Raw genomic sequence first — 20,250 nt, 5'->3', positions numbered from 1 at the left:
AGTTAATTTATATGTTTAGATTTTTTCACAATTTTTAATTGGCTAATTGTAATTCTTCATTATCCAGTCCAATAAGTTTACGAACTTCAATCGAATTTGGCAAACTGAGCTCATCATTTAAATTAACTAAAAATGGCTTTAACAATGAATGACTTATAACAAAAGTTGCTTTACTATTTTGACAGGCTATATCCGCATCAAATTTACTCAATGGCCCTGCCCATTTTAAATTATAACAGTACCCTAAGGTTTTATTTCTTACAAAAGTAACATTCTTATCATTTATCATAGTCCATCGCGCAGCCACTAAATAACAACCTGTAATTTCATCTACGACAGAATCTGTAATTGTAGAATCTGTAATTGGTAATTTTAGCTCCATCTTATCGTTTTTAAACACATTACTAAAGTAGCAATAATTTAGGCAAAACGACAGCTTTAATCGACTAAATACAGTTTTTATTAACTATTATAAGTTTTAACTTATAATTATAACAAATTCAATCTTCTCATCAATTCCGGTCTGTTTCCGCGGCTTACTGGAATTACATCTTTAGCGATTAAGACGCTATTGTCCTCAATATCAATAATCTTATTAGTATTAATAATGAAAGAGCGATGTACTTTTAAAAATAAATCCTTAGGTAATTTTTCCTCTATTTTCTTGAGGGTGGAATGAACGACATAATTTTTGCCTTCTGTTTTAATATGAATATAATCACCCCTCGCCTCCACGATATTTACCAAGGCCATTTCGATTTTTATTAACCTGCGATCAATATTGACATAAAATTCATTCGCGTTGTCCTCTTTCTTTGGTTTAATTTTTTTTATAGGAGTATTTGGTTTCAAAGAAACTGCTTTTTGAATTGCTTTTAGGAAACGATCTTCAGTGATGGGTTTTACTAAATAATCTACAATACACTCATATTCAAATGCTTCAATAGCAAAATTCCTGTCAGAGGTTACTAAAATGATATGAGGAGGGTTTTTAATAGTTTGGATAAAATCAAAACCGGTAAAATTAGTCATGTGAATATCTAAAAAAATCAAATCAACTTCGTTTTGATTTAAATATTTTATCGCTTCAATTGCATTAGAAAAATCAGCTAGAACTTCTATATCCGTATAATTGGCTATGAATTGCATCATAATGGCTCTTGCCATCTCTTCATCGTCTATAATAATGCAATTCATTTAAAGCTTTTTTTTACAATTGTATAACAAACTCTTGCATAGCCTTTAGAATTGCTTCAAAATCATTTTTTAGGGCTACTGAGTTATCTTTCAAATTATCTTCATAATCTGAAGCAATATAATAACTTTTTTCGAGACCTAGGATAGAAACTTTATGCTTTAATTTATGAACTGCCTGTGCAGCTTGTAAAAAATTAGCTTTATCGACTTCATTTTGATAAACTTCGACCTCAACTGGAAGTTCTCTTTTCAGTATACCAATAATCTTGATTTTGAATTCTTCATTGCCGCCTGACAATTCATTAATGTAATTTAAATTAGGTGTTTCCATTCTCTTTGGGTATTATGAAATAAAAAGTAGTTCCAACCTGCTCTTGACTTTCAAGCCAGATTTTCCCTTTATAGAATTCTATGATTTTTTTCACTATCGAAAGGCCAATGCCTGAAGATTTTCCATCATTTTTGAGCTTAGAAAAAACGTCGAAAATTTTACTATGATATACTTTGGGAATCCCTATACCATTGTCTTTGATATCAAAAGCAATTTCGCTTTGATTTTCTGAGCAGCCTATTTCGATTATTACTTTCTCTTTATCATTGTATTTAATTGCATTTTCAATTAAATTTTGAAACAATTGTTTGAATCTAAAATCATTCCCAACAATTTTAGGTAATTTGTTTTTTACAGTAATCTCTACGTGACTAGGTACTACAATAGTATTTAAAATATCCTGCATCAGTATATTCAAATCAATTAATCTATCGTCACTTGGCTGGCTTTCTACTGAAGAATAGTTCAAAATCCCTTTGATTAATAAATCCATCTTCTCAACATTAGAAAGAATTAAATTTAGAGATTTCAGCTGGTCCTCATTCATCATTCCTTCATTGTCCTCTATAAACCAGTTGATCAGAGTGTTAATACTCCTTAATGGTGCTTTAAGATCATGCGAAACCATGTGTGCATATTCATTCAGTGCTACATTTTGCTTCTCTAAGTTAACTAACAGTTCTTCACGCTGCTTGTTAATTTTAACAATTTCAATTGATTGTTGTTTGATATATTCTGACGAATCAAAACTCTCGTTTTTTGAAGTTAATTCTGAATCTAAACTCATAGATTCCAATATAGACTGCAAATTTTTATTAACATCTTTCAAACTCTCTGCTTCGTCTCGTAATCTTTGGTTAGCTTCAAATAATTCATCAGAGCTTAATTTCATTGCACGTTGAAGCATCTCAATTTGACTTTCATAGTTGCCATAAGACTCGTTTACGACGTCCAAAAAAACATCCAAATCATTCAAACCGCCTTTCAATTTCTTCTCTATCTGTCTTTTTAATAATGAATGCATTATTCGCTAATTAGGGTTAATGTCATCGTTTGATTATGTAATTCACAGGAAGTGCTCCCATTAAATGGTGCCATTTCTCCATACGAATAAAAACCTGCCATAGGAACACGTTCTCCTATAACCTCCCGCACCTGCTCTACTTCTTCTTCTACTCGTTGATTCATTACTAATTTACGGCCAATACAGCTCACCAAAAGAGCCAATTCAGGCTTACTACTTCTAGTAGTCATGGCAATTTTTGCAGCAGTGTGAGCTCCTTGTGCAATTCCGTCCACCGAGGCCATCATTAATTGCACTTTAGAATTCACAGGTGCATCTCCCTCCAAAATCATCGATTGATCATCATTATTAATATTCAAAATAGTCCGCACCACAGGCTCCTTTTTGCCATCAGGAGTAACATTCAATGGGTACAAAAGTGATGCTTGCGGCAATTCATTCGACTTTTCTCCTAAATATTTTTTATACAAATCCAAAGCGGGTTGGCCGTCAATTTCGTATAAAATATTACCTTCTGCTTTAGTTATAACTCGTTCTGGCCCAAAAGGAATCCAACCACCAAAACTAGAATAAGAAATATCTAAGCTATCTCCATAAAAACCAATCAAGATTACTTCTCCTTCTTTAGGGTCTTCTTTATAAGAGGCAAGTGTTTTTTCAAAACGGGCATCATCGCCACACATTCCTCCAGTAATTGAAACTCCCGAATCAATATTGTTTTCTAAACCGTTTATCAAGGAACTTCCATTTACAAAACTCCCCTCTGACAGGACAAATAAATGTTTTAAATTCTCTTTAGGTATTTTATTATACAGTTTCTCTCCTAAATCCTTAGCGTTTTTACCGTAGTCTACTATATTTTCACGCTCTACGACAAAACTTGATTTTTCAAATTCGATGGCAGTGACGGAAATAGACTTATCATTTACATTACAACAAATTATTTCTCCCGCAGTAGATCCAAACACAATATCTTCATAAGGAAATTCGTTCCTGATATCTTTAATAATTTCCGGGTTTTCTAATAAATATCGATTACCAAAAACTAAAACTAAAGGATTCTTCAGGGTTGCTTTTTCTTGAAAATATTCCCATTCTTTATTGGCATCTTTATAAGCTTGAATAATTTTCATAGTTATTTTTTTAGTTTCACATAGAAAGTTGTTCCTTTTCCTTCTTCACTGTCCAGCCAAATTTCGCCCTTATAAAAGAGAACTATTTTTTTCACGATAGACAATCCTAATCCTGTAGAATGTTTACTAGTAGTATAGGCTTTAAACGTTTCAAAAATTTTATCATGAATTTCTTTTGGCATTCCCACTCCATTATCTGCTACTGAGAATACATAATGAGACGCAAATTCCTCACAGGCTATTTCAACCAATCCTTTTTCTTTGTCTATATAATTTACTGCATTTCCAATTAAGTTTTGGAATAACTGCTGAATTCTAAAGCGATCTGCTTTTATGACGGGTAGCGGGTTACTGATTGTAACTTTTATATGTTCTGGAACATGAATCATATCAATAATACTTTTTATTATATCATTGGTATTCACTTTCTCACCTCTAGATGCTTCTTTATCAATTTTAGAATAGGTTAAAATCCCTTCAATCAAATGGTCCATTTTTTCGACCTTATGCTCCATTAAAGAAAAATATTTCATTGTTTGCTCTTCAAAACCTCCTTCATTCTCTTCCTTAATCCAAGATATCAAAGAGTTGATACTTCGCAAAGGTGATTTTAAATCATGCGAAACAATTTGTGCATAATCTTCTAATTCTTTGTTGGTTTTTGCTAAATCTATTAGTAAATTTTCTTTTTGCTTCTCAAGTGCTTTTTGAGCCGTGATATCCTCCTCAATAGCAAAAAATTTAATGACGACTCCATTTTTATCATACAAGGCCTGACCTTGAATTCGCACCCAATACTTTTCTTTATTTTTAGAGTAATTGACAATCTCACAGTTAAACGGCAAGCCTTTCGCAATTTGTGAGCTCATGTAGGCCACTGTTTCCTTATTAGAACCTGGTCCTTGAAGTAAATCCCCAGGTTTTTTACCTAAAATTTCCTGCTCCGTGTAACCTGACATTTTCAGGAAACTGGGATTAGCCCATTCAATTCTACCAGTGGCATCAGATATAATTACGGCATTAATATTTTTTTCCGCTATTAAAGAAAGGAGATAGAGCTGTTGCTCTTGTTCTTTTTGATCAGTAATATCTAAATGAATTCCTATTGAGCCTATTAAGTTACCCTGAATATCATAATTAGGCGCTCCACTGATGAGCCACGTTTTATCTTCATTGCTTTTGTCTATGACATTCACTTCATAAGAGTCAATGACACCTTCAGATCGCAACTTATCTTTTGACTCAAGTATTTTTTTACCCTCTTGGGTTAAAAACAATCCACTTGCTTTATTTCCTATTAATTCCTCAGTATCATAACCACTCATGTCTAGGAAACTTTGATTCGCCATGAGAATCATGCCGTTAAGATCCACCTCTAATAAACCTAAATTCATATTAGCGATAATCCCTCTGTATTTTTCTTTTTCAATTTCTAAACTTTCATCATATCTCTTTTTAAGTGAGATGTCTTCAAGAATAGCAAAATATTGTATGGTATTCCCTTTGGAGTCGGCAATGGGCTGCCCCTTAACTCGTGACCAAAAAGAATCGCCATTTTTTCTCGCATGTACTAAATCCACTTCAAAAGCGTTACCCGAATAAAAAGCATCGACCATTTTTTTAATTTCCTTCTTATCCGTGTTGGTCGTTCTCCCAAGTTCAATTGGAGTTTTTCCTATGATTTCTGATTTAGAGTAACCCGTTACTGCTAAAAAAGCATCATTGCACCAAAAAATACTTCCGTCTAGTTTTGTAAAAACGACACCATTTTTATTAGCACTAGCGACATAAGAAAGTCTATTGAGTTCCTCTTTATCTTTTTTAAGCTGATTTTTTTGAGTATTAATTGTAAGTAACAACTCCTTTAATTCATTTGAAGTATTCTCTGCATTATTGAGAACATGTAGTAAATCTAATAAAGCATCGTGATGAGCGAAATCGTCGAAGGTCAATTTCCTATCAATTACTTCACTCATCGAGGTGAACCAGGGTGAGCCAACAAATAATAATGTATCTCCCATTTGTTCAAACTGGCCTCTTAACAAGAGATCAGTTTTGGAATACTTGAGCAAAATATACTGGTCGCTATTTTTAATAATTTCTTGAAAGGAAACGGCTTTTAAGTGAGGTCTCACTATTTCAAAAAAACCTGTAAATAAATTTTCTTTTTGAAGGTCTGGACAAACTTTAGCAAGGCTTTTTCCAAAATTCAAAACCTGGAAATCTGCACCTAACTGCAAATAAAATGGAAATAATCTATTAAAGCTATCTTCATTAAAATACAATCCTAATCCACTCATCTGTCTACCAATTTACTTTGAATATTTCGTGTGAACTCCCCTCATTTCTAGATTGAATTAAGTCAAGTACAACAGGGGTTTCATAAACAATCCCTAATCCTTGAATAATACCTCTAACAAAATCTTGAAGCCCCTCCCTTTTTGAGAAATAATGCAAATGCAACCCTTTTGACGAAATATCACTTACTTTAAATTCAGGCGGAGTAAGTTTAGGGTAAATTAGCATTACTCGGTTATGGAAGTTCGGTAAATTTATCAAAAAATCTCGTAAATTATTCCCTCCAGACTCCATTAATCCAGGATATTTTTCTCTGGTCGTTTTAACTACCCACCATTCACCAAAGGCAATCAAAACCTCACTTAATGTCATATTCATTTCCTCAGAAACAGCTATTGCTATTTTGAAGGTTACCTCATCATCGTAGACCTCATTGCTTAAAAAAAAATCAACATCCACACCACTCCTTTCGTGAATAGCTTCCCATTTTTCTCTACCAAAGTTAGTAACAACTAAGTCCTCTATTGATTTATTAACAATTCCGTACATACTTTTTAGTTGGTAATTAATTCATTTGAACTCCAATACTCAATCAGCTTCGTAATTCTATCTACGTAATCAGCGTATTTCAAAGGTTTGATCACATAACCTGCAATTCCTATTCTATAACATTCTAAAACATCTTTATGATTACTTGAAGTAGTTAAAATAATTGCTGGAATATATTTCAAATAATCGTCAGCCTTTAAGATTCTCAAAAATTCAATTCCGTTAATCTTTGGCATATTTAAATCTAAAACGATAATATCCGGAACAATTTCTTTCACTTTTAATATTTCGATTGCTTCCTCTCCATTATTGGCTTCAACAACTTTATGACTTAATTTTAAGGTACTTAAAACCCTATTAAACTTCATCACTTCAATTTCGTCGTCTTCAATTAACAATATATTTAGCGCCTTACTCATGTTTTTTCGAATATAATTTTTACATATAAATATATTCCGAATATAATAAAAACAATTACTTATTCGATAATTAATCTATTACTATAGTCCAATCGACGAAAAGTGTCGACGAATAACATTAAGAATTCCCGATATCTTGTTGGATTTTCTTTGTTAAACTTTTGAAAATCAGTTCATACGAATGATCTATTAATTCTTTAACATCTATATCTGAAACGTCTTGATTTATAGCAACAGTATTCCAATGTGTTTTACTCATATGAAAACCTGGCCTAATCCCCTCATATTGCGCACGTAATTCCTGCGCACGATCTGGGTCGCATTTTAAATTAACAGCTGACTCTCCTAATTCCCATTTCTTCAAAGAAGACAAGGCAAACATTTTGCCCCCTACTTTAAAAACCAATGTGTCTTGATCAAAAGGAAAATGTTCTGTCACTCCTTTTTTTGCAAGGCAATATTCGTAATACGTTCCTAGGTTCATGTAAAGTGCCGTTAAACAATTATTTACTTATTTTTTCCATCATTCTTTCCGGTTTTGCTAAAAGTCTAAATCCGAATTTCTCGTATAAAAAATGTGCATCAGCAGTTGCTAATCTCCATATTTTAACTTTTTTTAATTGTACTTCCTTCATCATTGCATCAACTAAAATGGAAGAATATCCTTTACCACGATGTTCTTCAGTAATAAACACATCCATCACGTAAGCAAAAACTACATAATCCGTTATCACTCTGGCAAAGCCAATTTGTTTTTCATCAAGATAAATCCCAAAACAAAAGGAATGATCAATCGAAGTTTGCACCTCCTCCATCGTACGTCCAGCTGCCCAATAAATGTCTTTTAGAAAATGCTGAATAAAAGGAATATCTAATTTATTTTTATCGGTAGAAACGCTTATCATAGCTAAACTCTATTATTTACAATGGCATATAAAACGGGCTTACTCGGACTCGCATCGTTTTCAAAAGAGGCGATCTGCAAGTTCAGCAAATAACTTCCATCTGCAACATCGTCTGCAACATAAATCATTTCAGTAATAGTAGCATCTAGTCGAGCTTCTGGATTCAAATTCTTAACATCAGTCACATTCCAAAATGCTTTGTGTGCCAAAAGTTTTCCTTCATCCTTTTCTTTATCTACACTTGGCAAGTCAATTAGTAAGTGTTTGATTCCGCTTTCGCGAAGAAACAAAGCTGCATCTTCAGCCAAGAAAGGAGGGTCCGTATGAGAGTATTTTCGGGATAATTTATCACTGTCGTTTGGCAACGTCCTGATAACAATTGCTTCCGGTGATTTCCCCTCTAAAGCACTAACAAGAGCGTCTTTAGTAACGATAAAATCTCCTTCCTGGTCATCTAGCTCTATAGAAACTAGTTCAGTAATGAAAAAAAAATGTTTCAAGGATTGATTAACACTATAAAATTCACGTGTGATATGACCCAAACATTCCGTGTGGGTTCCATGTCCATGCGGATTGAAAGTAATGTTATTAAAATTTGTAGACGACATCCCTTCAGACACCTTCCCAATCCATTCCCCAAAACGAACGGGTTCAATAACCGGTTTTTCAATATACCAGGCAATTGGGTTCGCATCTGTATTAGATAAAGGAATTGAAATATCAATGGGTTTTGATAAGTCTACTTGAAAATTCTCTATTGTTGCAATCATAAATATTTAACCACAAAGGGCGCTAAGATTAAACTAAGTCCACAAAGCTTTGTGAGCATGCTGCTTCCTTTTTGTGCTTAGTGTTTATATTATTCCAAATTTACCAAAAATAGATCAGACGCTATGCCATCTGTCAGAAACTTTCCTTTTTTTGTTGGTCTCAAAATGTTATTTTCAATAAAAACCAATTCATCATTCAAGAATTTCTGAGCTTGCTTCATCAAATAATCTATATACGTCTGTCCAAATTCTCTTTTAATTCTATCCAATGAAACGCCCCAAATGGTTCTTAAACCTGTCATAACATATTCGTTATAACGGTCGGCTTCTGATAAAGTTTCGATTTCATTTGGTAATTTATCATCCTGAATTGCTTTTAAATACAAAGGATTGTTAGCAATATTCCAACTTCGAGATACACCGTCATAACTATGTGCCGAAGGGCCAATGCCCAAGTATTTTTTCCCCAACCAATAAGCAGAATTATTTTTTGAAAAATAATCTTCTTTACCAAAATTTGATAATTCATAATGAATAAACCCTTTCTCTTCCAGGGTTTCAACTAAAATCATAAAATGTTCCTGAGCCACTTCATCTTTGGGAGCTTCCATTTTTCCGGTTTGAATCATTTTATTCATAGCCGTTTTAGGTTCTACCGTTAGAGCATAACTTGAAATGTGCGGTACCCCAAAAGACAGCGCTTTCTCTATATTTTGCTTCCACTTTTCATTGCTCATTCCCGGAACTCCATAGATCAAATCAATCGAAATATTATCTAAATAGCGAGTCGCTTCTTGCAAACATTTTTGCGCTTCCTCTGAATTATGCGCGCGATTCATCATCCTTAAATCATCTTCAAAAAAAGACTGAATTCCGATGCTTAATCTATTAATTTTACTTTTCGAAAGTTCTAAGATTCGTTCACTTGACAAATCATCAGGATTGGCTTCGAGTGTGATTTCTGGGTTTTCCCCCACCTCATAATTTTCATAAACCGAATCTATCAGAAAGTTAATCTCGTCATAACTTAAAACCGAAGGCGTTCCTCCTCCAAAATAAATAGTCTCTATTATATCGTTTTCAAATTCGGTTTTGCGCATTTGGATTTCTTTGGCCAAAGCCAAAACCATCTCATCTTTCTTATTCATCGAAGTCGAAAAATGAAAGTCACAGTAGTGACAGGCTTGCTTGCAAAAAGGGATATGTATGTAGATGCCGCTCATTTCTTAACTCGTTCTTCATTCTGTTTTACAAAAGCATCCCAACCCGTATAACTTTTCGTTCCAACCACTTTCCCAGAATTGAAAAAATGACAAACAGCAGCTGCCAGTCCATCAGTACTATCTAGGTTTTTAGGTAATTCTTTCAATCCTAAAAGTTGCTGCAGCATCTTAGCTACTTGCTCCTTACTAGCATTTCCGTTTCCGGTAATCGCCATTTTAATTTTCTTGGGTTCGTATTCCGTAATAGGGATATCTCTTGAAAGTCCTGCTGCCATAGCCACACCTTGCGCGCGTCCCAACTTCAACATCGATTGCACATTTTTCCCAAAGAAAGGTGCTTCAATCGCAATCTCATCTGGATGATGGGTATCAATCAACTCAATAGTACGTTCAAAAATTCGTTTCAATTTCATATAATGGTCGTCCATTTTATTCAACTGCAATTCGTTTAACTGAATAAATTCCATTTTTTTATTGATCACTCGTATCAAACCAAAACCCATTATAGTGGTTCCTGGATCAATTCCTAATATGATGCGTTCGTTTGCCATTTATATTTTGATACGTTTTTTTATTACACAGAGTCTCGCAAACCTTTGCGAAGTAGTATTTTCACAATACTTTTCTTTTCTTTGCCTCAATGATTTCGATTCCTCACAAAACTAAGCAATTCCTAGTACTTCTAATCAAACTTTTGATTGTAGGATGCGCCTTTTACTTTATTTACAATCAGCTGGCAAATAACGACAAACTCGATTGGGCTCAGTTTCTGGTTTTATTCAAGAAAAATCAATCCGTTACAGGTATCGCTTTTATTTTATTATTGAGTGTACTCAATAGGTATTTAGAAATTTTAAAATGGCACAACTTAGTCTCCTATCTCAAACCCATTTCTGTAGCTGAAGCAACTAAACAAGCTCTAGCAGCACTAACAGCTGGGATTTTCACACCTAATGGAGTAGGTGAATATGCAGGAAAAGCCATATTCTTTGACAAATCAGAAACTAAAAAAGTAGTTTTTTTAAACTTGATTAGCAACGGAATCCAAATGATACTAACCGCAATCTTTGGAACATTTGGCTTACTGTATTTTAGCACTCACTATAATGTAATTGCAACAAAAAAAGTCGCGATCCTGTTTGGCGTTTTAATCCTTACTTTCATTGTATTATTTTCGATAAAGAAAATAACAATCAAAGGATATTCTATTGAAAAACTAATTCGTAAAATCAATGAGATTCCAAAACGAACCCAACAAAAAAATATCTTTTTAGGCATTTTTAGATATCTAGTTTTTTCGCATCAGTACTACTTTTTGTTTCTCTCTTTTGATGTCGATCTACCCTATTTAACATTGATTTCTGCGGTAACTTGCGTTTATTTCTTAGCATCATTCTTACCTACTTTTCAGGTTTTAGACTTTGCCGTAAAAGGGAGTGTGGCCCTCTTTTTCTTTGGAATCTTAGGCGTAAACGAATGGATTGTCGTTTTTATTTCGACCTTAATGTGGTTTCTAAATGTAGTTCTACCGGCTATTATAGGAAGTTATTATGTACTGAATTTTAAAATCATCACCCCAACCCTCGCCAAAGTAGCGGGAGACGAAACCTAAAAAAATATTTATGGTACCTACTTTAATAATTACTTTAATTATTTACTGCATTACTATTGTGTGGCTCATATATGGTTTTACAAAAATTAATTCCTTTGATTTTAATAACTTAGCGCCAATAAACAAATTTACTATTGTAGTTCCTTTCCGGAATGAGGCAGATAACTTACCCTTGCTTTTAGACAGTTTTTCTAAGTTGAATTACCCCAATGATCTGTTTGAAGTTATTTTGGTTGATGATGAATCAAAAGAAAAGTTTAAAGTTCAAAGTTTAAAGTTTAAAGTTTCGATCCTAAATAATATTCGAGTTTCAAGCTCCCCAAAGAAGGACGCCATTGTATCCGCGATGCAATTCGTAAAAAGCGATTGGATCATCACCACTGATGCTGATTGTGTGGTTCCAGAAAACTGGTTATTGACATTGGACAATTACATCCAGAATCACGAAGTCAGCATGATTGCAGGAGCGGTAACCTATGATTGTAGTAATTCGTTCCTACACCAATTCCAGCAACTGGACTTGGCAAGCTTGCAAGGAGCCACTATTGGTAGTTTTGGAATAGGAAAAGGTTTTATGTGTAATGGCGCCAACTTAGCATACACGAAATTATTATTTGAAGAACTGAATGGTTTTAATGGTAATGATAAAATCGCCAGTGGAGATGATGTCTTTTTATTACAGAAAGCAAATGCAAGATTCCCTAAACAAGTCCACTATTTAAAATCCAAAAATAACATAATTACTACCAAACCATTGAATAACTGGAAGCCCCTATTTCATCAAAGGGTTCGCTGGGCTTCCAAAACGACTTCTTATCAAAGTAGTTTCGGAAAATTTCTGGGTGTTGTTGTTTTAATGGGAAACTTATGTTGGATAATAGCTGTCGGGTTCTGGATATTTGGGCTCATGCCAACTGAATTTACAATCATTTATTCTCTGCTCAAATTTGCAGTCGACGCAGTTTTGATATTTAAAACCAATACTTTTCTTGGACAAAAAAACCAATACTTTATATTGGGCAGTCTACTCTATCCTTTTTTTAGCGTTTGCGTGGCTATCTATTCCCTGTTTGGTAAATACGAATGGAAAGGTAGAAAATTTAAAGTGTAACATTTTTAATTTTTTCATACTTATACAATGAATAATTAAAATTAGAAAAAATGGAAAACGATAATTTAAAAAAGAAAAAAGGAACTGGATTAATTGCAATTGGATTACTTTTTTTAATAATTTCAATAACAACTCTTAAGGAAGAGCAGACATTAAAATATGTGGGCTTAGCATCAAGCATGGCACTGTTCATACTTGCTATTTACTACAAGAACAAGACACTTAAAAACAATAAGAAGTAATTAATCGATCTATAATCGAAAAGTTAATTCTAATCACAGAACCCTAGCCCTGATAGAAATAAAAATCCCTTTTATCTGTCTTTTCGGCGAATAAAAAGATTGTAACGCATAGCGGGAAATAGCTTATAACTAAGATGCGACTGAGCTCATAAAATTGCTACTACACTTTTAAAATAACAGCTAGAATAGATTATGTTTTTACGGTAATCCGCATTTTGATTACTGGATTCACCTTTAAAAAATCAACCAATCCAGGGTCAAGGATTCTGGATATTCGGACTGATGCCAATTGAATTTGCAATCATTTTATCCCTGCTCAAATCTGCAGTCGATGCTATTCCGATATTTAAACCCACTACTTTATATTGGGCAGTCTACTCTATCCATTTTTCAGTACTGTTTTAGCCCTATATTCATTAGTCGGAAAATACGAATGGAAAGGCCGACACTTTTCTAAATAATCTTTTTTTCTCTAAAAATAATTCCTGCAACAGTGATACCAATCATTATAGAAAAAAGGATACTTACAATTACACTTCCTATTTCTGACAAAGGTACTCCAAACGAAAATCTTATCCCAAAAACAACAGTGCTAAAACCAAATGTAGTCCACCAATATTTTAAATTAACTTCTTTAACATTCTGCTCGTTATACGGCTGATTGTACAAATAGAGAAAAATTAAGATCAAACCAATAATAGAACTAAGATGTTGCGCCATTTTATAAACAGGAACACAAAAAAACACTTCATTAAAAAAAGCTATTCTTTCCACTATATAACCATCCCAATGCGTCATGGAATCCCAAAAAATATGGGATATTGTTCCTAAAAAGAAAGACCCTAAAACAATCAGAATATTATTTTTAAAATAACCCAACCAATTCGATTCCTTTAGTACCTGCATTCTCTTTTGAAAAAAAGCAGGTAAATTATTAATTAAAGGCCGTTTAATTATTTCATGGAAGGCAAAAATAACGATAAAGCCCAAAGGAAAATCTATCAGAAAAATTCCTGAAAAAGTATGACTGATTTCGCTTTGCATTTTCATTCGGAAAAAATATTCAAAATCTGGCGACATCGAACCTACAATCAAGGCTGTTGTCGACATATTTTTGTTTTTCAAAAATGGCAAAATGATGGCGGGATGTGAAAAAGTAAATGGCATTGTCTACTCTACTTTAAGAATCACTGGAAGTATAAATTGCGTCTTTACAGGAATTCCACGTTTAATCGCTGGGTTAACTTTTGGAAAATCAACCAATCTCGCATGTAAAATACTGTCAATTTTAATGGTATCATAAGCAACTGAATCTCTAGGGAATTGTGGCTCAAACTTCATTTTTGCATTAGGAAAAATAGTCACCTTAACCTCGATCGTATCTAATTCAGGGTATAAAATTGAAAGCGTATCACTACTCAATTTTTGCTGTATTAATTCAGTTAAATACTCAAAAAAACATAATTCACGCTTTGATTTATTATCTAAATTGTCACAATCAACAAAAGATGGATACTCATCTACTTCTTTCCAATTGATTGCTTTTAGCTCTTTTTGCAATAATTCCTTTTCCGAAGGCACTTGCTTTTCGAAATATTGACAGGAATTAAAAAGTAAGAATACTAAAATAAAGTAATAGTGCTTCAATGTTTTGTTTTTGAATTGGAGTAATATTCTATAAAAATACAATTATTATCTTTGAGATTGTTTCGAAAACAAATAATCTTCATAGCTTTCAGCAAACCATTTCTTTTTACTTGCTTCAGCCATTTCTTTCTGATCTGGATACAAAACCCCAAGTCGATCAGAAAAAGCAGCGATTTGAATCGTGTATTTATAAAATTCTTCCTTTGTTAGAATTAAATTTGTCATTGCCTTTTTATCTGAAAACTCAAAAAAGAGGCGGTCAAAATCTTTCATCGAAAAATTCAATACTTTTGCTCTGTTCTCTTTATATATTTTATCTTTTAAATCTGCATCAACCTTATCTTGGGCGAAAGCCGCATTAAAAAAAATTAACATAAAAAAGATTGAAACTAAATTTCTCATATTCATTTGATGAATAACTGTACGATTTATTTTTTCAAAAATACAAAAATAAAATTTTATGGATACCTTCCTCTTAATCCTCAGTTTTTGTTGCATGCTAATTGGAGTTCTAGGCAGCATACTTCCCGTTTTACCTGGTCCTGGAATTAGTTGGCTCGGACTGGTTTTACTGTATTTCACCAATACTGTTCCTGTAAACTATTGGATCCTTGGTATTACTTTAGTACTTACATTAGTTATCTCTTACTTGGATTATATCATTCCTGCTAAGGGAACTAAGCACTTTGGCGGAAGTAAACATGGGATTTGGGGAACAAATATCGGATTAGTTCTGGGTATTATTGCTCCTATCCCATTTGGATTCCTAATAGGTCCATTTTTAGGCGCTTTAATAGGTGAGCTAATTTATGATTCGAAAAATAAAAAACGCGCTTTTAGAGCAGCTACTGGATCAATTATTGGTTTTTTAGCTTCTACTTTTATGCAGTTTTTAGTTTGCCTGTTGTTTTTCGGTCTGTATATTAGTCTGGTTTGGCGTCACAAAGAAGGATTGTTTTAAGCCTTTACTACCCAAAATTAAGACATTGAAAAACAAAAAAAGAAAACGATTTTCATTTCTTTAAAATTTAATGACTCGATTATAAAATTTATAAATAACTTTGGCATTTAACTTTTCTATAAGATATTCTAAAGAAAAAGTAATCATTCACTATATAATATAGCCGTTGAATAAAGATATTATAAATACCTCTTCTTTTATTCACCAATTGAATCACGGTCAGAACTCGGCTATTGAAGCATGCCTCTTGTTCGATTTCAACCCTAATAAGACAGATTTAACAGTCATACAGTCTAAAAAAAGTTTGAGAACAAGCTATACTTATGACCAATTTAGTTCTCCAATTCCATTGAAAGAATTAAATCCAAATCCAAATATCAAACCTCAAAACACTGGATATTAAATGATTTCGATAGAAATTAAACCTTATATATTAAATAAAAAACACGTTTTTAGAATTGCTGGTGGATCTAGAACAAATACTCCTGTTCTATTGATAAAACTAAAATACGATCGGTTTGTAGGGTATGGAGAGGCTTCAATGCCTCCCTTATATGGAGAAAGTATAGCCAGTGCACAACGTTTTATAAAAACATTTGATTTTAGTCCCTTCTCCTCACCATTAGAAATTGAAGCGATCTTAAAATCATTAGATCAACATGCCGCAGGAAATCCAGCCATTAAGGCAGCGGTCGATATTGCTCTTCATGATCTTATAGGTAAAATGAAAAACATTCCTTTGTATGAATATTTCAATTTACCAAGAAAGGAACTTAAAACGAGTAAAACTATTGGGATTGACAGTGCTGAAATTATTAGACAAAGAGTAGACGAAGCTGCTGATTATCATTACCTTAAAATTAAACTTGGTGGGGATAACGATGCTGAAATTATAAAAGCAGTACGAAGCGTTTCTCACAAACCATTGTTTATAGACGCTAATCAAGGTTGGATTAATAAAGAAGAAGCCCTTGATAAAATTGCATGGTTAAAGGATGAAGGTGCTGTTTTTATCGAACAGCCAATGCCCAAAAAAGCATTCAACGACATGGAGTGGCTAGTGGCCCGAAGTCCTTTACCATTGATTGGAGACGAAGGAATTCAACGATTAGAAGAGGTGAAAACCGCCAGTAATTTTTATCATGGTATCAATATCAAACTGATGAAATCAACGGGGTTACACGAAGCTTTTGCTATGGCAAATTTAGCCAAATCAATGAATCTTAAAATAATGATCGGTTGCATGTCTGAAACATCTTGTGCTATTGCTGCTGCAGCTCATTTAGGTGCCATGGCTGACTGGGTAGATTTAGATGGGAATTTAGGCGTGACTAATGATCCATTTCAAGGACACCAAGTAATAAATGGATCTATCCATCTTAATGATACTAACGGAATCGGCCTTATAAATCCCGATTGGAACAAAATTGAAACTTATGTATAAGATCTACCAAACTGCTATCATTTTATTTTTAGCGCTATCGATTACCAGCTGTGATGCGCAAAAGAAAACAAATTTAAAAACAACTACTGAAGTACAAAATGATACATTAGATAATTATTTCTCAAAATTATACGCTGCAAAAATGTTTAACGGAGCAGTAGCGGTAAAACGAAATGGCAAATTAATCTTCAAAAAAGGGTACGGAATAGCTAATTTAAAAAAGCAAAACCCGTTTTTGACTACTACTGCTATGGAGATCGCTTCAGTTTCTAAACAGTTCACATCAACAGCAATTCTTTTGCTACAACAAGAAAACAAATTAAAGGTAACTGATTTTGCTACTAAATATCTTGGTGATGATTTTCCTTATAAAGATGTGACTATTTCACAATTACTTTCTCATACCGCTGGTTTGGCTGATTATGAAGACTATTTTAAAGAAAATTGGAATACTGAAGTTATTGCCTACAACAAAGACATTCTAAATTATTTCAAGACGAAAAAACCTGCAATTATAAGTGTCGCAGGAGAAAAATACCATTATTCTAATACTGGATATGTGCTTCTTGCTGAAATTGTAAGTGGCGCAAGCGGTGGAGTAACTTTAGAAAAGTATTTAACCAAAAAAGTATTTGAACCTATGCAAATGAAAAGCACTTTTTTTATGGGCAGAGACAGTATTTGGGATAAAGAGAACTATGCCCCTGGTTACATGTTTAGTTTAGCTGAATGCAAAAATGTTATTCCAGAATCATTACCAAACAATGCCTATTATCGCTTTTTGAGTGGCCGTCTAGGATCAGGACGACTATCGTCAAGTATAGACGATTTAATAAAATGGGATCAGTTTTTATATGATGATTCTATCTTTAATGCTGTTTCAAAGGAATTAGCATTTAGCAAAAATCCGCCTACTAAAGACACCTCCGATTATGGTTATGGTTGGCACATTACAAACGATAGTATAAAAGGCAAAATTGTATCACATACAGGAAGTTGGGCAGGAAACTTAACTTATATTAGACGTTCCATTCAAACGAAAGATCTTGTCATTATTTTAAATAACACCTATAACACAGCTTACATTAAAGAAATAAGAGCGGCTGTTAATGATTTTCTAAATGGACAAAAGTTAAATTTCCCAAAAGCAAAAGGAAGCGAACTATTTAAAATAGATGCCTGTAAATTATCATTTGAAAAAATACCAAAATGGTATAAAGATCATAAAAATAGCAACTGGGATTTACCAGCTTTAACGTCGCTTCAAAAAGACTATGTAAAAATAGGTGCTACAAATAAAAGTGAAATGTTAGATTTGCTAATCAAAACCATACAAACCAATAAATAATGATAGAAAATCCAACTGCCCTAATAACTAACGATGCTGTTGTTCTAGGTATTCTTATGACAATACTAGGTTTAATATTTATCACTTCTTCGAGTGAGAAACCTTTTTTCAAGAAATTCTATAGCATAGTCCCTTCGGTATTGTTGTGCTACTTCATACCTGCACTTTTCAACACCTTCAATATTATATCAGGAGAGAATTCCAGTCTATACACCATCGCCTCACGTTATTTATTACCAGCCAGTTTGGTTTTACTAACCTTAAGCATCAATTTTGTTGCATTGAAAAAACTGGGAAGCAAAGCTATCATTATGTTCTTGGCAGGGACTTTAGGTATTATATTAGGCGGTCCTTTGGCCTTATATATTGTGGGTAGCATCTTTCCTGAAGTAGCTTTATCAAACGGAGAAGAAGTTTGGAAAGGACTATCAACTATTGCGGGAAGTTGGATTGGTGGTGGTGCAAATCAAACCGCCATGCTAGAAGTATTTGGCGCAAGTAAAAGCATGTTTGCTCAAATGATTGCGGTAGATGTTCTGGTAGCTAACTTATGGATGGGGTTTTTGCTGTACGGCGCTCAAAAATCAGATAAAATTGACAAATGGTTAAAAGCAGATAATGCACCAATAGCCGAATTAGAGAAAAAACTGGAAGAAGAGCAAGCAGGAAAAAGACAACCACTTACGACCAATAACTTAATGATAGTTCTTATGGTTGCTTTTGGCCTAACGGGTTTAGGACACTTTTTAGCCGATATTTTAGCTCCATTTTTTAAAGAAAACTATCCAGAATTAGAGAAATACTCGTTTACAAATGAATTTTTCTGGTTGGTAATTATCACAACTACAGCAGGAGTTTTATTATCGTTTACCAAAGTTCGAAAAATAGAAAGTTATGGTGCTTCAAAAGTGGGAACCGTATTCTTATACATACTAGTTGCAACCATAGGAACACATATGAATCTAGGAGCAATTTTTGATAATCCTTTGTTATTCTTAGTCGGAATTATTTGGATTACTACCCATATCATTGTGATGATCATTGTAGCTAAAATTATTAAAGCCCCTTTCTTTTATGTGGCAGTAGGAAGCCAAGCTAATATTGGCGGAGCGGCTTCTGCGCCCATCGTTGCCGCCGCATTTAGTCCGTTTTTAGCTCCCGTTGGAGTATTACTAGCTGTTTTGGGCTATGCCGTCGGAACCTACGGAGCCTACGTTTGCGGTTTACTACTGCACCAAATATTTCTAATCATTACCTAGCTAACGTTATATTAAACAGTGATGATTTAAAGAACTCTAAGCCATACATCTCATTAACCAACAACAAAGTGCTGTCAGATTAACGACCCTTTAAAACGGCCTTATAATTTGGGCGTGACCCTAAGGGGTCGGGCTATACGCTATATCTTTTACTCAGCTATCACTTTGTAAAAGGATGCCGCTACTAACCCTCACGCAAAACGAACTTTTCTACAACAAAAAACCCTATTCAACTACATGAATAGGGTTTTAACAAATCTATTTTATAAAAAAACTCCATTAAGCATACACCTAATGAAGTTTCTTTGTACTCAGAGCGGGACTTGAACCCGCACGAACATTGCTGTTCACTGGATTTTAAGTCCAGCGTGTCTACCAATTTCACCATCCGAGCATGCTGTAGCACCTACATATGCCGAAGCTTCTAAAAGCCACGGACAAATGGACTATCGATCCATTGGAATACTATCTAGGCGAAGGTAGTATAATAATTCACTTTCGCAAAGTACTATTAAAAAAAATCAAATAATTTACTATGTTTAATCTTACTTACTCCTTCCACTCCGGTTCCACATCAAGTAGGATACTTTCTCTTTATCTTAACTAAATAATTATTTGCATAATACCTAACTTTTATTGTTACCCCAAAATCCTTATTCAAATGGATGAATACTGACCCTCTAACGGCTGCTTCGTTGTGTAATCACGTTAAAACAAAAAAACCCGTTCGTTAGAACGGGGTTTTCAAAGAAAGGCGACGACATACTCTCCCACATA

The 20,250-nt window shown here is 33.7% G+C and carries 24 protein-coding genes and 1 tRNA gene; 8 read left to right on the top strand and 17 right to left on the bottom strand.

Annotation, left to right across the window (positions count from 1 at the left end; genetic code table 11):
• Nucleotides 1–34: 34 nt before the first annotated feature.
• From AAC069_RS10905 to ruvC, 13 genes are all read right to left on the bottom strand, one after another.
• Nucleotides 35–382, bottom strand: coding sequence for a hypothetical protein (locus tag AAC069_RS10905; protein ID WP_339920499.1), 348 nt, complete (start codon nt 380–382; stop codon nt 35–37).
• A gap of 107 nt (nt 383–489) precedes the next feature.
• A complete protein-coding gene (locus AAC069_RS10900; protein ID WP_339920498.1) occupies nt 490–1,197 on the bottom strand; it encodes a LytTR family DNA-binding domain-containing protein in 708 nt (235 codons plus the stop codon).
• 13 nt (nt 1,198–1,210) lie between these two features.
• The gene (locus tag AAC069_RS10895) at nt 1,211–1,528 is read right to left on the bottom strand and encodes an Hpt domain-containing protein (RefSeq protein ID WP_091089205.1); all 318 of its coding nucleotides are present in this window, start codon (nt 1,526–1,528) and stop codon (nt 1,211–1,213) included.
• Nucleotides 1,515–2,552, bottom strand: a complete 1,038-nt coding sequence (locus tag AAC069_RS10890; protein WP_339920497.1) for an ATP-binding protein — start codon at nt 2,550–2,552, stop codon at nt 1,515–1,517. The genes AAC069_RS10895 and AAC069_RS10890 overlap by 14 nt, the downstream gene beginning before the upstream one ends.
• Nucleotides 2,552–3,685 carry an FIST N-terminal domain-containing protein gene (locus AAC069_RS10885; RefSeq protein ID WP_339920496.1) on the bottom strand — a complete coding sequence of 378 codons (1,134 nt, stop codon included), beginning with the start codon at nt 3,683–3,685 and terminating at the stop codon, nt 2,552–2,554. The genes AAC069_RS10890 and AAC069_RS10885 overlap by 1 nt, the downstream gene beginning before the upstream one ends.
• A gap of 2 nt (nt 3,686–3,687) precedes the next feature.
• Nucleotides 3,688–5,985: a PAS domain-containing protein gene (locus AAC069_RS10880; protein WP_339920495.1), complete on the bottom strand. Its 2,298-nt coding sequence runs from the start codon at nt 5,983–5,985 to the stop codon at nt 3,688–3,690.
• Nucleotides 5,986–5,989: 4 nt separating this feature from the next.
• Nucleotides 5,990–6,532, bottom strand: a complete 543-nt coding sequence (locus AAC069_RS10875; RefSeq protein WP_339920494.1) for a heme NO-binding domain-containing protein — start codon at nt 6,530–6,532, stop codon at nt 5,990–5,992.
• Nucleotides 6,533–6,537: 5 nt separating this feature from the next.
• Nucleotides 6,538–6,951: a response regulator gene (locus AAC069_RS10870; protein WP_339920493.1), complete on the bottom strand. Its 414-nt coding sequence runs from the start codon at nt 6,949–6,951 to the stop codon at nt 6,538–6,540.
• Nucleotides 6,952–7,069: 118 nt separating this feature from the next.
• Nucleotides 7,070–7,435, bottom strand: coding sequence for an MmcQ/YjbR family DNA-binding protein (locus AAC069_RS10865; RefSeq protein ID WP_339920492.1), 366 nt, complete (start codon nt 7,433–7,435; stop codon nt 7,070–7,072).
• 19 nt (nt 7,436–7,454) lie between these two features.
• On the bottom strand, nt 7,455–7,856 hold the full coding sequence (locus AAC069_RS10860) for a GNAT family N-acetyltransferase (RefSeq protein ID WP_339920491.1): 402 nt from the start codon (nt 7,854–7,856) through the stop codon (nt 7,455–7,457).
• A 2-nt stretch (nt 7,857–7,858) separates the two neighbouring features.
• Nucleotides 7,859–8,626: a cyclase family protein gene (locus AAC069_RS10855; RefSeq protein ID WP_339920490.1), complete on the bottom strand. Its 768-nt coding sequence runs from the start codon at nt 8,624–8,626 to the stop codon at nt 7,859–7,861.
• Between the two features lie 89 nt (nt 8,627–8,715).
• The gene (gene hemW / locus AAC069_RS10850; RefSeq protein WP_339920489.1) at nt 8,716–9,849 is read right to left on the bottom strand and encodes a radical SAM family heme chaperone HemW; all 1,134 of its coding nucleotides are present in this window, start codon (nt 9,847–9,849) and stop codon (nt 8,716–8,718) included.
• Complete coding sequence (gene ruvC, locus AAC069_RS10845) at nt 9,846–10,400, bottom strand: crossover junction endodeoxyribonuclease RuvC (protein ID WP_074724169.1); 555 nt, start codon at nt 10,398–10,400, stop codon at nt 9,846–9,848. Before ruvC ends, hemW begins: the two co-directional genes overlap by 4 nt.
• 89 nt (nt 10,401–10,489) lie before the next feature.
• On the opposite strand from ruvC, the gene AAC069_RS10840 reads away from it, so the two are divergent.
• Genes AAC069_RS10840 through AAC069_RS10830 form a run of 3 tightly spaced genes read left to right on the top strand, consistent with a single transcriptional unit; the run spans nt 10,490 to nt 12,814 of the window.
• Nucleotides 10,490–11,461, top strand: coding sequence for a hypothetical protein (locus AAC069_RS10840; protein ID WP_339920488.1), 972 nt, complete (start codon nt 10,490–10,492; stop codon nt 11,459–11,461).
• 10 nt (nt 11,462–11,471) lie between these two features.
• Entirely contained in the window at nt 11,472–12,572 is a 1,101-nt protein-coding gene (locus tag AAC069_RS10835) for a glycosyltransferase (RefSeq protein ID WP_339920487.1), read from the top strand.
• 50 nt (nt 12,573–12,622) lie between these two features.
• On the top strand, nt 12,623–12,814 hold the full coding sequence (locus tag AAC069_RS10830; RefSeq protein ID WP_339920486.1) for a hypothetical protein: 192 nt from the start codon (nt 12,623–12,625) through the stop codon (nt 12,812–12,814).
• A gap of 453 nt (nt 12,815–13,267) precedes the next feature.
• Here AAC069_RS10830 and AAC069_RS10825 read toward each other — a convergent pair whose 3' ends face one another.
• From AAC069_RS10825 to AAC069_RS10815, 3 genes are read right to left on the bottom strand one after another with little or no spacing between them, the layout of a single operon-like run.
• Nucleotides 13,268–13,981, bottom strand: a complete 714-nt coding sequence (locus tag AAC069_RS10825) for a DUF4184 family protein (RefSeq protein ID WP_339920485.1) — start codon at nt 13,979–13,981, stop codon at nt 13,268–13,270.
• A 3-nt stretch (nt 13,982–13,984) separates the two neighbouring features.
• Nucleotides 13,985–14,461 carry a hypothetical protein gene (locus AAC069_RS10820; protein WP_339920484.1) on the bottom strand — a complete coding sequence of 159 codons (477 nt, stop codon included), beginning with the start codon at nt 14,459–14,461 and terminating at the stop codon, nt 13,985–13,987.
• 45 nt (nt 14,462–14,506) lie between these two features.
• Entirely contained in the window at nt 14,507–14,836 is a 330-nt protein-coding gene (locus AAC069_RS10815) for a hypothetical protein (protein WP_339920483.1), read from the bottom strand.
• 85 nt (nt 14,837–14,921) lie between these two features.
• On the opposite strand from AAC069_RS10815, the gene AAC069_RS10810 reads away from it, so the two are divergent.
• From AAC069_RS10810 to AAC069_RS10790, 5 genes are all read left to right on the top strand, one after another.
• The gene (locus tag AAC069_RS10810) at nt 14,922–15,422 is read left to right on the top strand and encodes a DUF456 domain-containing protein (RefSeq protein WP_339920482.1); all 501 of its coding nucleotides are present in this window, start codon (nt 14,922–14,924) and stop codon (nt 15,420–15,422) included.
• Nucleotides 15,423–15,588: 166 nt separating this feature from the next.
• Complete coding sequence (locus AAC069_RS10805; protein ID WP_339920481.1) at nt 15,589–15,825, top strand: hypothetical protein; 237 nt, start codon at nt 15,589–15,591, stop codon at nt 15,823–15,825.
• A complete protein-coding gene (locus AAC069_RS10800; protein ID WP_339920479.1) occupies nt 15,826–16,866 on the top strand; it encodes a dipeptide epimerase in 1,041 nt (346 codons plus the stop codon).
• Complete coding sequence (locus AAC069_RS10795) at nt 16,859–18,214, top strand: serine hydrolase (RefSeq protein WP_339920478.1); 1,356 nt, start codon at nt 16,859–16,861, stop codon at nt 18,212–18,214. The genes AAC069_RS10800 and AAC069_RS10795 overlap by 8 nt, the downstream gene beginning before the upstream one ends.
• Nucleotides 18,214–19,473 carry a DUF819 family protein gene (locus AAC069_RS10790; protein ID WP_339920477.1) on the top strand — a complete coding sequence of 420 codons (1,260 nt, stop codon included), beginning with the start codon at nt 18,214–18,216 and terminating at the stop codon, nt 19,471–19,473. The genes AAC069_RS10795 and AAC069_RS10790 overlap by 1 nt, the downstream gene beginning before the upstream one ends.
• A 308-nt stretch (nt 19,474–19,781) precedes the next feature.
• Here AAC069_RS10790 and AAC069_RS10785 read toward each other — a convergent pair.
• Nucleotides 19,782–19,867: transfer RNA gene (locus tag AAC069_RS10785), tRNA-Leu, on the bottom strand.
• Nucleotides 19,868–20,250: the final 383 nt, after the last annotated feature.

Origin of the sequence: uncultured Flavobacterium sp. (assembly GCF_963974175.1) — a bacterium.
Lineage (GTDB): Bacteria > Bacteroidota > Bacteroidia > Flavobacteriales > Flavobacteriaceae > Flavobacterium.
This window is presented reverse-complemented; position numbering and strand designations above follow the sequence as displayed.